At 38.4% G+C, this 12,880-nt stretch carries 10 protein-coding genes; all 10 read left to right on the forward strand.

Going from position 1 to position 12,880, the window contains the following annotated elements; all coding sequences use genetic code 11:
* The first annotated feature begins 45 nt into the window (after nucleotides 1-45).
* The 10 genes from dapG (at nucleotide 46) to yfmH (ending at nucleotide 12,879) form a co-directional block, all read left to right on the forward strand.
* Nucleotides 46-1,278, forward strand: a complete 1,233-nt coding sequence (dapG, locus tag ACFSBH_RS08745) for an aspartate kinase (RefSeq protein ID WP_251510635.1) — start codon at nucleotides 46-48, stop codon at nucleotides 1,276-1,278.
* Nucleotides 1,279-1,395: 117 nt separating this feature from the next.
* A complete protein-coding gene (locus ACFSBH_RS08750) occupies nucleotides 1,396-2,118 on the forward strand; it encodes a ClpP family protease (RefSeq protein WP_251510632.1) in 723 nt (240 codons plus the stop codon).
* Nucleotides 2,115-2,321: a YlzJ-like family protein gene (locus ACFSBH_RS08755; RefSeq protein ID WP_251510629.1), complete on the forward strand. Its 207-nt coding sequence runs from the start codon at nucleotides 2,115-2,117 to the stop codon at nucleotides 2,319-2,321. The genes ACFSBH_RS08750 and ACFSBH_RS08755 overlap by 4 nt, the downstream gene beginning before the upstream one ends.
* 134 nt (nucleotides 2,322-2,455) lie before the next feature.
* Nucleotides 2,456-4,726: a DNA translocase FtsK gene (locus tag ACFSBH_RS08760; protein WP_251510628.1), complete on the forward strand. Its 2,271-nt coding sequence runs from the start codon at nucleotides 2,456-2,458 to the stop codon at nucleotides 4,724-4,726.
* Between the two features lie 559 nt (nucleotides 4,727-5,285).
* A complete protein-coding gene (locus ACFSBH_RS08765; protein WP_251510625.1) occupies nucleotides 5,286-6,389 on the forward strand; it encodes a BMP family lipoprotein in 1,104 nt (367 codons plus the stop codon).
* Nucleotides 6,390-6,599: 210 nt separating this feature from the next.
* On the forward strand, nucleotides 6,600-8,132 hold the full coding sequence (locus ACFSBH_RS08770; protein WP_251510623.1) for an ABC transporter ATP-binding protein: 1,533 nt from the start codon (nucleotides 6,600-6,602) through the stop codon (nucleotides 8,130-8,132).
* Nucleotides 8,129-9,178 (forward strand): ABC transporter permease, encoded by a 1,050-nt coding sequence (locus ACFSBH_RS08775; protein WP_251510611.1) that lies wholly within the window; start codon nucleotides 8,129-8,131, stop codon nucleotides 9,176-9,178. Before ACFSBH_RS08770 ends, ACFSBH_RS08775 begins: the two co-directional genes overlap by 4 nt.
* Nucleotides 9,179-10,129: an ABC transporter permease gene (locus ACFSBH_RS08780; protein ID WP_379597098.1), complete on the forward strand. Its 951-nt coding sequence runs from the start codon at nucleotides 9,179-9,181 to the stop codon at nucleotides 10,127-10,129.
* A gap of 182 nt (nucleotides 10,130-10,311) precedes the next feature.
* Entirely contained in the window at nucleotides 10,312-11,592 is a 1,281-nt protein-coding gene (gene yfmF / locus ACFSBH_RS08785; protein ID WP_379597100.1) for an EF-P 5-aminopentanol modification-associated protein YfmF, read from the forward strand.
* A gap of 3 nt (nucleotides 11,593-11,595) precedes the next feature.
* The gene (gene yfmH, locus ACFSBH_RS08790) at nucleotides 11,596-12,879 is read left to right on the forward strand and encodes an EF-P 5-aminopentanol modification-associated protein YfmH (protein WP_251511103.1); all 1,284 of its coding nucleotides are present in this window, start codon (nucleotides 11,596-11,598) and stop codon (nucleotides 12,877-12,879) included.
* Nucleotide 12,880 lies beyond the last annotated feature (1 nt).

Consider the following 12,880-nt stretch of genomic DNA (forward strand, 5'->3'; position numbering starts at 1 on the left):
CGAAAAGTAATTATAGCTGCGTTATTTAACGAAAGAGGTGTGTCAATGCAAATTGTAGTACAAAAATTCGGTGGTACCTCCTTACAAAGCAAAAAAATACGTAAACATGTAATTTATCACGTGAAAAATGCACTTGAAACTCAAAATAAAGTAATCGTCGTCGTATCAGCCCTCGGTAAACAACCAACACCTTATGCAACAGACTCTCTACTTGGATTAGTAAACTATCCTCATACTAAATCTTCTGATCGTGAACTGGATCTTCTATTATCTTGTGGTGAAATCATTTCCGCCGTAGTTGTAGCAAATGAATTAAAAGAAGCAGGAGTAAACGCAGCAGCATTTACGGGTGCCCAAGCAGGTATTATTACATCAGACACTCATACAAATGCAAAAATAAAAAGTGTAAACCCTAAGCGGATCTTGCAGGCCTTAGATACACATGATTGTATTGTAGTGGCAGGATTTCAAGGGGAAACCGAAAGTGGTGATATCACCACGATAGGAAGGGGAGGCAGTGACACAACAGCTGCAGCATTGGCCGTCGCCACAGGAGCAGTTAAGGCTGAAATATTCACGGATGTAGATGGCATTATGACAGCCGATCCAAAGATTGTGAGTTCTGCACGGGTTTTACCAAACTGCACGTATACAGAAACATGTAATTTAGCATATCAAGGAGCTAAAGTTATTCATCCACAGGCAGTAGAAATTGCCATGCAAGCAAAACTTCCTCTTCATGTCCGTTCTACTTCGAAACGATTTAAGGGTACATTAATCTCAAGTAAGAGGGCATTACAGAAAAGTGCTAAAATCGAGGATAAGCCAATTACAGGAATTGCTCATTTGGCCGGAATTGCTCAAGTAAAAATTAGTAAAAGGGCAAATCCAACATACTCTATGACGGAAATATTTAAAGCATTAGCCGCTCATGGGATTTCAATCGATTTTGTTAATCTATCACCAAATCAAATCGCATTCACCCTCCCGGTGTCCATTTTAAGTCATGCTAAGCAAATCTTTAAAAAGTTGAATATCCACGCTGAGGTGACAGAAGATTGCGCCAAAGTGGCTGCTGTCGGAGCGGGTATGAGTGGGATGCCTGGGATACTTGCCAAGGTAGTATCTGCTCTAGCAAGGAAAGATATTCAAATTTTACAGGCCGCAGACAGCCATACGACGATTTGGGTCTTAGTGCATGAGAATAATTTGGCGACTGCTGTCAACGCTTTACATGACACGTTCAGTTTAAGTGAGGAAATCCCTATTTATCGATAAGGACTTGTGACCTGAAAGGTCATACGTCCTTTTTTAGTTTCTTTGAGGAGTTATACATGGATATGTAATCAATGAACATACTAATGATAATCATTAAAAGGTGGAGGGTGTGTATGAATGAATAAAGAAGAAAATCCAGGAGAAAAACAAAATAACCCATCAGATACGTTAGTGGAAAAGATTCAAGCACTCGGTCAAACAAATGTCCCACAAGCAGGAGATTCGAATATTCATGTATTAACGATTATAGGTCAAGTGGAAGGTCATATGCAGCTGCCTCCACAAAATAAAACAACGAAGTATGAGCATTTGCTGCCTCAGCTTGTAGCAATCGAACAAAACCCAAAGATTGAAGGGTTAATTGTATTATTGAATACAGTGGGTGGGGATGTCGAAGCTGGATTGGCACTGTCAGAAATGATTGCCTCCTTGTCCAAGCCGACTGTTTCTGTTGTACTTGGTGGGGGTCATTCCATTGGGGTACCAATCGCGGTCGCAACCAATTACAGCTTTATTGTACCTACAGCAACAATGACGATCCACCCGGTCCGATTGACTGGATTGGTAATAGGTGTGCCACAAACATTTGAATACTTGGATAAAATGCAAGATCGTGTCATCCAATTTGTTATCAACCACTCCAAAATAGAAGAAGAAACCTTTAAAGAATTAATGTTCGCCAAAGGTAACTTGACGAGAGATATTGGAACAAATGTTATAGGCAAAGAAGCGGTTTCCCATGGGCTCATTGATGAGGTAGGTGGCATAAAAGAAGCACTGGCGAAAATCAATGAATTGATTAAAGAAAATAAACAGGATGAAAAGGGGTTGTTACAGTGATCCTATATACGCCTCTTATGTTAGAAGAAGTGTATGCAAATAAAGATGAAGTTAAACCTGAACGCTCTTATGTTACCCATGAAGGAAAGATGTTCTGTATTGACAAATATCCGAATGGTGAATATAGATTAGCACAGCTGATTTCATCCAACCCTAGCGATTACTTGAATGAAAATTATCAACCTGGAAGTCCGCTTCATTAATCATTCAATCTCTGATAATTAGTAGAGAAATCAATTGGCAAAGTATGCTATAATAGGAAGAGATAATTGATAAGCCCTTACCAAATTTGAGGTAAGGGTTTTATAAATCAGTAAAGCAATGTGGGGTGAAGGAGTTGGCAAAAAGAAAACGCAAGAGAAAAAAGTCAACGAAAAGCTCAAAACTATTAAAATATGAATTATTAGGTCTGTTATATATCTTTTTAGCTATTTTTGGAAGTGGAGCAAGTGCGATTAGTGAAGGAGCTATTCCAGGTTGGTTGGAACACTTTTTCCATTTTTTCTTTGGTATATGGTATTTTGTGGCATCAGTATTTCTATTTGTAACTGGAATTGTTCTGTTGATAAAAAGAAAATATCCTAATTACTTTACAAGAAAAATGGTCGGGTTTTATATATTGTTTGCTGGTGTCTTACTTGTCACACATGTTCAAATATATGAACCAATCATAGGAGAGAATCAAAATATTTCAGTCTTAGCTTCGACTTGGGATTCTTTCCTATCGTATATTGGTGGACAAGTTCCATCCAGTCAAACTGGGGGTGGAATGGTTGGTGCCATATTATTTGCACTTACATATTTCCTGTTTTCTTATACTGGTACCATTATCGTCTCCATCTTTTCGATTATTATTGGCTTATTATTCATTACAGATGTTTCACTTGGAGATTTGGTTTCCAAGTGTCTAGAATTTTTCAAAAAGCATTTTTCTAGTTTGAGAGATAAGCAGCGTACGGTTAATAAGAATAAGAAAGAGAAAAAAGATGAAGCTGTATTGGCTGTTGAACCGCATATAGAAGACGCAACGCCTGATCATGAACCATTTATCAATGATTTTACAGAGATAGCTTATAAAGAGGAGCAAGCTCCACCAGCTGTGAAGGAGACTTCTGAACCGACGGAAGAAGATGAAATTGATGAACCAGCTCTTTCACAGGTGGAAAGTGAAAATCCTGAATATATCTTACCTTCATTAGACCTTCTTAATGAACCAGAACAAACGAGTCAACAATATGATAAATCTCAAGTGCAGGCAACTGTAAGAACTTTGGAGAAGACTTTCCAAAGTTTCGGAGTTAGAGCAAAAGTTACGAAAGTAAATGTAGGCCCTGCTGTCACTAAGTACGAGATTTATCCTGAAGCAGGAGTAAAGGTGAGCAAAATTGTTGGCTTGCATGATGATATCGCTCTTGCTCTAGCAGCTAAGGATATTCGTATTGAAGCACCGATTCCAGGTAAATCAGCAGTCGGGATTGAAGTGCCTAATAAAGATATTGCTATGGTTTCTTTACGTGAAGTTATGGAAGATACATGGGGAAATAAGTCATCGAAACTACTCGTCGCTTTAGGAAGAGATATTTCTGGAGATGCCATTTTGACCGAATTGAACAAGATGCCGCACTTGCTCATTGCAGGATCTACCGGTAGCGGAAAAAGTGTATGTATCAATGGCATTATCACGGCTTTATTAATGCGGACAAAACCTCATGAAGTGAAAATGATGATGATTGATCCGAAAAAAGTGGAGCTGAATGTATATAATGGTATTCCTCACTTACTTGCACCAGTTGTGACGGATCCACAAAAGGCATCTCGCGCATTGAAGAAAGTTGTAGCAGAAATGGAGAGAAGGTATGATTTATTCTCTGAAACAGGAACAAGAAATATCCAAGGTTATAATGAATATATCCGCAAATATAATCAAACTGCTGGAGAAGAAGAGCCGGAACTTCCATTTATTGTTGTCATTGTTGATGAACTTGCTGACTTGATGATGGTTGCTTCCAGTGACGTGGAAGATGCAATAACAAGACTAGCTCAAATGGCCCGTGCTGCTGGTATTCATTTAATCATCGCAACTCAACGTCCATCGGTAGACGTTATTACTGGGGTAATTAAAGCAAATATACCATCTAGAATCGCGTTTAGTGTTTCCTCTCAAACGGACTCTCGGACGATATTGGATACTGGTGGAGCGGAAAAACTATTAGGACGTGGAGATATGCTGTTTCTCCCTGTTGGATCGTCTAAACCAATCCGTGTCCAAGGGGCATTTTTATCAGATTCGGAAGTAGAACGAGTGGTTGATCATTGTATTGATCAGCAGAAAGCTTCCTATCAAGAGGAAATGATTCCTGAGGATACGAATGAAGTCGTCGAAGAGGTGGATGACGAACTATATGACGATGCCGTCCAATTGGTCATCGAAATTCAAAGTGCAAGTGTATCGATGCTTCAGCGTCGATTCCGCATCGGTTATACTCGTGCTGCACGTCTAATTGATGCAATGGAAGCAAGAGGAATTGTAGGGCCTTACGAAGGCAGCAAGCCACGCACGGTCCTAGTGTCGAATACTGAAACCGAGGAACAAGCACCTACAGTGTAAGGACGATAAGAGTCAGGGAGCTGCCCTATTACATCTTTACTCGAATTTAATCGAATGAAGATGTAGTGGAGCTAGCGACCTGATTTTTTATTCTATGGATTCAATATTGATCATTTATAGCAGTTTAATAATAAAATTTAGCATTTCTATTTATTTATTACCTTAATAGTGATATAGTATTTTATGACAAAATCGTCATATGTCATTAGTAGCATGCTCGCAGTTGTAAATGCTTTCAGTATTTCGTTGATTTTTAGGAAAAAGGTCGATATATCACTGAAATAATCGATTGTTGATAAGGGACAGACTGATTTTTTTTACAAAACCTTGAAAGCGTAGTCATAAATAATCAGGTTGTTGCTTATTTTTTGTGTGGAAAACCTTTTCATTTGCAACGTTACTGTGGCATGATACGTATGACATCAAGGGTGAATCGACATAGTATCTTTTCGAGTAATGGTTACGATATCTATTAATCTATTTATAGAAAAAGATATGTGAGTAAATTCATCCATCATGACTGTTTTGTGAGAAAAGAAAGGAATAAGGGGGCATTGCAATGAAAAAGAGTAAGTTGTTTTGGATTACATTGATTGTGGGACTTGTGGCGCTACTTGCCGCTTGCGGAAGTGGTAACGGTGACGAAACCGCCGATACGGACAACAGTAACGCTAATGAAGGTGAAGATTCATCTGATTTTTCCGTTGCGATGGTTACGGACATTGGTGGGGTAGATGACAAATCCTTTAACCAATCCGCTTGGGAAGGAATTAGTGCATGGGGAGAAGAGCATGGTCTATCGAAAGGAAACGGATTTGATTATGCACAATCCAATGCACCAGAGGATTACGTTCCAAATATTACCCGTATGGTTCGTGAAGGCTATAGCTTAATTTACGGTATTGGGTTTGAGTTGAAAGAAGATATTCAAAACTTAGCCAACCAAAACCCAGATGTCTATTTCGGAATAGTTGACGATGTTGTAGAAGGCGATAATACAGTCAGCATTACTTTTAAAGAACATGAAGGATCATTTCTAGTTGGAGTAGCAGCTGCTATGAAAACGGAAACAAATAAACTTGGTTTTGTCGGTGGGATTGACTCCCCATTAATCAATAAATTTGAAGCTGGTTTTATTGCTGGAGCAAAATCAATTAATCCTGACATTGAAGTTGATGTGCAATATGCGGAACATTTCGGGGATGCATCTAAAGGTAAAATGATAGCTAATGATATGTATAACTCTGGAGTAGATATCATTTATCATGCTGCCGGTGGAACTGGTAATGGGGTTTTCAATGAAGCAAAAGACCTTAAAAACGCAGATCCAGAGCGCGCTATCTGGGTAATCGGAGTAGACCGCGACCAACATGATGAAGGGCAAATTGGTGAACATAACGTAACACTTACTTCCATGGTTAAACGTGTAGACGTAGCTGTCCAGGATGTTGCACAACTAGCAATGGATGGTGAATTCCCTGGTGGAGAACAGTTGGAGTTTGGTCTGGAAGAGAATGCGATTTCTGTTGCTACTACTAACGAAGAAGCTATGACAGAAGAAATAATAAACGAAGTCAAAAAATGGGAAGAAAGCATTCTAAATGGTGACATTGAAATTCCTTACACACGTGAAGCTTTAGAAGAATACTTAGACTCACTTTAAAAATGTAGGGAAAAGAGTACAAGCTCTTTTCCCTTCCTTACGATTAAACCTTATTTTCATTCACACCGCATGCTGTTGCCATATCTATTCTCTATCAAGTGAGTGATGAAATAGATATTTCAACAGGATGTGAATCTTAGTTGATTAATCCAATATTTGGCCTGTGTGAACATTAGATAGGCAGCTTTATGTAAAAGGGGTGGAAAGAGAGTGGAATACGTAATAGAAATGCTAAATATACGTAAGGAATTTCCAGGTATAGTTGCAAATGATAATATTACGGTTCAATTAAAGAAAGGTGAAATACATGCTTTACTAGGCGAAAACGGTGCAGGGAAGTCTACTCTGATGAATGTATTATTCGGACTGTATCAGCCTGAACAAGGAGAGATTCGAGTTAATGGCAAGCCTGTTAAAATTACGAATCCGAACATTGCCAACGATCTCGGCATTGGTATGGTTCATCAACATTTTATGTTAGTCGAACCATTTACGGTTACTCAGAATATTATCCTTGGAAGCGAGCCGAAAACTAAATTTGGCACGATAAACCTTAAAAAAGCAGAAAAAGAGATCCAGGAATTATCGGACCGTTATGGTTTGAAAGTAGATCCGACAGCAAAAATACGTGATATATCAGTTGGGATGCAACAGCGTGTTGAAATCTTAAAAACGTTATATCGTGGTGCTGAAGTGCTTATTTTTGATGAACCAACAGCAGTACTTACACCACAGGAAATAACTGAGTTAATTGAAATCATGCAATCTCTAGTCAAAGAAGGTAAATCAATCATCTTGATTACCCACAAGTTGAAAGAAATTATGGAAGCCTGCGATCGTTGTACGGTTATTCGCAAGGGCAAGGGCATTGGAACGGTGGATGTAAAAGAAACAACTGTGAATGAATTGGCATCCCTCATGGTAGGGAGAGATGTGAATTTTCAAGTAAGCAAAACACCTGCTGAGCCGAAGCACGAGGTTCTTGAAGTAAAAGACCTTTATGTAAAGGACTCTAGAAAAGTTGACGTTGTCAAAGGACTTGATTTAAAGGTACGAGCCGGCGAAATTGTTGGAGTTGCAGGGATCGACGGCAATGGTCAAACAGAGCTTATTGAGGCAATTACAGGGCTTACGAAAAGTTATAGAGGAAACATATTACTTAATAAAAAAGATATTACGAATAAAACACCTAGAGAAGTAACTGAAAGCGGACTAGGGCATATACCTCAAGATAGACATAAGTATGGACTTGTCCTTGATTATACTATCGGAGAAAATATTGTGTTGCAAACGTACTATCAGAAACCATATTCAAAAAACACGATTCTCAATCATGATGCTATTTATAAAAAAGCTGAAGAGCTTATCGCGATGTATGATGTTCGCACTCCTAGTGCTTTTACTCCAGCCAGAGCATTATCTGGTGGTAACCAACAAAAAGCAATCATTGCTCGTGAAGTCGAACGCTCTCCTGAATTATTAATTGCAGCACAACCGACCCGAGGGCTTGATGTAGGAGCAATAGAATTTGTACATCAAAAGCTGGTTGAAGAACGAGATAAAGGAAAAGCGATTCTACTAGTATCATTTGAACTGGATGAAATTTTAGATGTAAGTGATCGAATTGTTGTCATCTATGACGGAAGAATTGTAGCAGATTTAGATGCAAAAGAAACAAATGAAAGAGAATTAGGTTTATTGATGGCCGGAAGCGGAACCGATAAGGCAGGTGTTTCAAAATGATATTCAATAAAAAATTTGCACCATTATTAATTCCTGTTATATCCGTGTTACTTGGACTCCTCGTCGGCGGCATTATCATGCTTATATCTGGATATAATCCAATTGCAGGCTATCAAGCTTTATGGTTAGGTGCATTCGGTGATGCCTTTACGATTGGTGAAACAATTAGACGAACAACACCACTTATTTTAACAGGCTTGGCTATTGCTTTTGCATTTCGATCTGGCCTATTCAATATAGGAGCTGAAGGACAAGTAATTGTAGGTTGGTTAGCTTCTGTTTGGGTGGGAATAGGAATCGAAGCACCGATGATCATTCATTTACCACTTGCTATATTAGCTGGAATGCTTGCTGGTGCTTTATGGGGTTTAGTCCCAGGATTATTGAAAGCAACACTTGGTGTACACGAAGTTATCGTGACAATTATGATGAACTATATTGCGCTATATGTATCAAACGAAATCATTCGTTCTGTTTTAACCGATCATGCAACGAAGACCGAACAAATTGCTAGCAGTGCATCCCTGTCAGCTGAATGGTTACAATCATTGACCATGTATTCCCGTGTTCACTACGGTATTTTGATTGCAATATTTGCAGCCGCTATCATGTGGTTCTTAATCGAACGGACGACTATTGGATATGAATTAAAGTCTGTCGGGTACAACCAATTTGCATCCAGATATGCGGGGATGAACGTCAAAAAAAATATTATCCTTTCAATGGTGATATCTGGAGGTTTCGCTGGCGTGGCTGGAGCAATGGAAGGCCTCGGTACATATGGAAATATCCATCTTATGTCTGGTTTTACTAATTTAGGATTCGATGGTATTGCAGTAGCTCTATTAGGCAGTAACCATGCACTCGGTGTAGTTATTGCAGCCTTTTTATTTGGTTCTTTAAAAGAGGGTGCAGGACAAATGCCTACATCTGCAGGGGTTCCCATTGAATTGGTAGATATAATCATCGCGTTGATTATATTCTTTGTTGCGTCAAGTTATATCATACGTTTGGCAATCCTTCGCTTTAAAAAGGAGGGGAAATAAATGATTGATTTATTACAATCGATAGTACCCACTATACTGTTCTTCTCCGCACCATTAATATTGACGGCTTTAGGCGGGGTTTTCAGTGAGCGTTCTGGTGTGGTTAATATTGGATTAGAAGGATTAATGGTAATTGGTGCATTTGTTGGTATAGTATTTAGCTTGACTTATCAGAGTACATTCGGTACTCTAACACCTTGGATCGCCATTGTAGTAGCAGCAATTATTGGAGGAATCTTTTCTATCATCCATGCTGTGGCTTCCGTTTCATTCTACGCAAATCAAGTCGTGAGTGGAGTAGCGATTAATATGCTCGCGCTTGGCATCGGTGTCTATTTGACAAAGCAGTGGTATGATAAAGGGCAAACAGATATGGTGGAAGGTTTTTTCCGCACTGATATACCCGTATTGTCGAATATTCCTGTCATCGGTCCTATTTTCTTTGAACGGGTCTATGCGACTTCTTATTTAGCAATCATTTTAGCTTTTGTTGCTTGGTTTGTTTTATATAAAACGACTTTCGGTCTACGTTTACGTGCTGTTGGTGAACATCCAATGGCGGCAGACACAAACGGAATTAATGTGAAAAAAATACGTTATATTGCAGTTGTTTTATCAGGAATCTTAGGTGGTTTAGGCGGATCCGTATTCGCGCTTACTATCGTTTCTAACTTCTCTCAATCAACAATAGTAGGACAGGGATTCATTTCCCTCGCAGCTGTTATTTTTGGGAAATGGCATCCGCTCGGTGCAATGGGAGCAGCAATCTTCTTCGGATTTGCTCAAAGTCTAAGCATTGTCGGATCTTCTATTCCGGTAATTGAAGATATCCCACAAGTGTTTCTGTTGATAGCCCCTTACGTGTTGACTATCTTGGCACTTGCAGGGCTGATTGGCCGTGCCGATGCGCCAAAGGCAAACGGAGTACCATATATTAAAGGGAGTCGTTAAATAGTACAGGAAAAACTGACTTGATTTTTGAAATCAAGTCAGTTTTTTTTCATATCATCCGATAACGGGAACTAAAATAGTCTTAAGCCGTGGAAAATAAGTATCTTTTAATGGATGAACCTATGAAAGATGTGTAGAATATTTAATATGAATAATAAGATATCATTATAGGAGGCCGTGTGATGAATTTAATTGAGGAACAAACCGTTAATAAAAACGGTTATCATATTCATTTTATCCCAACGAAAAAATTTAAGACACTCACTTTTGTTATTAAGTCGAAAGCGCCATTAAACAAAGATACGATAACCAAGCGTGCCCTGTTGCCAAATGTATTAAGAGAGGCAACGAAGAATTATCCAAGTCGGACGGAATTACAATTAAAGTTGGATGATTTATATGGAGCGGTACTATCTGTTGATGGGGCAAAAAAAGGAGAAGATCATATCATCAGCTTCCGTTTGGAAGTGGCCAATCAAAGATATCTCCCAGAGAAAGAAGAAATAACAGAAGAGGCTCTCCAACTTTTATCAGAACTGATTTTTGCTCCACATCTTGAAAATAATTCATTTGCAGAAAGAATTGTAAATCGTGAAAAGGCAAGTTTGAAGCAAAGAATTCAAGCAATCCGCGATGACAAAATCCGTTATGCAAATATGCGGTTAATTGAAGAAATGTGTGAAGGTGAAGCTTATTCCATACATGTAAATGGCTATGAAGATGAACTTGAGACCATTACAGGAGCAGATCTATTTGCTTATTATAAGGAAATGGTGAAAACTGACGAAATGGATATTTATGTTGTCGGTGATATGGATCCTCAATATATTGAAGAGGCAATAACTACTATATTTGAACGAGATTCCATAAATAAAGCAGGAGCCAATCAAACTAAAACTGAGAAACAGGTTGATAAACCAAAAGAAATTATAGAAAAAGAACCAATACAACAGGCAAAGCTGCATATCGGTTATAGGACAAATACGGTTTATTCTGATAAAGAATATCCAGCTTTACAAGTTTTTAATGGTCTGTTTGGTGGTTTCCCGAGTTCTAAGCTGTTCATGAATGTAAGGGAAAAAAATAGCCTTGCCTATTATGCTTCTTCTCAAGTAGAAAGTCATAAAGGACTGCTTTTTGTCTTTAGTGGAATCGCACCTGAAGATTATGAAAAAGCACGAGATATTATTAGGGAACAAATGCAGGAAATGAAGGCTGGAAACTTTACGGAACAAGAAATGAATGAGGCGAAAGACATGATCATCCATTATTTGCGTGAGACGATGGATAACAATCATGGACTAGTCGAATTGTTTTATCAGCAAAAACTTGCAAATTATGAGCGGACCCTAGAAGAAATCATTACTAAGATTTCTGCAGTGACAAAAGAAGAAGTTGTTCGTGTTGGAGAAAAAATCCAGGAAGATACGCTATATCTCCTCACTTCAGAAGGAGGGAATTAAATGATGGATAAAAAGATATACCAGGATATTGATGAAGTGATTTATACGAAAAAATTAGAAAATGGCTTATCCGTATTCTTGATGCCGCGGCCTGAAATGGAGAAGACGTATGCAATTTTTACAACGAAGTATGGTTCTATAGACCAGACATTTGTTCCAATTGGCGAATCTGAAATGGTTACGGTTCCGGATGGAGTAGCGCATTTTCTTGAGCATAAGCTGTTTGAAAAAGAAGACGGTGACGTGTTTGCTGACTTTGGAAAGCTGGGAGCTTCAGCTAATGCTTTTACTTCTTTCACAAAAACGGCATATTTATTTACAGCAACCGATCATATTGAAGATAACGTAGAGACATTAATCAATTTTGTGCAAGATCCATATTTTACAGAACAGACCGTCGAGAAAGAAAAAGGGATTATCGCTCAAGAAATAAAAATGTATGATGACCAACCGGATTGGCAGTCGTTTATGGGTACGATTAAAGCTATGTTTAAAAACCATCCTGTCAATATTGACATTGCTGGTACGGTAGATTCTATCATGAAAATTACAAAGGATGATCTATATACATGTTACAATACGTTTTATCATCCCGAAAATATGACTTTATTCATTATTGGTAATTTTAATGTTGAATCTTTATTTACACTGATTGAAAACAACCAAGCTGGAAAGAGCTTTGAAGCAATGGGCGATATTAAACGGAAATTCCCAGACGAGCCAAGGGAAGTTGCGACGAAAAATTTAGAAATTAATATGCCAGTCTCGATACCGAAATGTACGGTTGGAATTAAAGAGTCAAGCAGCGCTTTGGAAAAGGATGAATTTCTTACAAAGGAATTATTGACTACGATGGTGGTCGATCATTATTTTGCAAAAGGCGGAGAGTTTTATCAAGAACTGTATCAGGCGGAATTAATTGACGGAAGTTTTTCGTTTGAAACGAATATTGATTTTAACTTTGGCTATACATTAATTGGCGGTAATACGACAAAACCTACTGAATTTGCTTCAAAAGTAAAAGAGTTGCTCTTATCGACCCGAAATCTGGAAATTACAGAAAAAGAGTTTTCGCGAATGAAGAAAAAGAAAATTGGACGTACGCTCCGAGCAATGAATTCCCTAGAGTATATTGCTAACCAGTTTGTGGACTATCATCGACATGGAATTAATTTCTTTGAAATGACTTCTCGAATTGAAGCTTTGACAATTTCGGATTTCAATAATTTCCTGAAAGAATGGATAGATGAAGATCGACTTGCTGTTTGTACGATTAAGAAAGGCTAGT

Source organism: Oceanobacillus luteolus (genome assembly GCF_042678205.1).
In the GTDB taxonomy this organism is placed as follows: Bacteria; Bacillota; Bacilli; order Bacillales; family Amphibacillaceae; genus Oceanobacillus; species Oceanobacillus luteolus.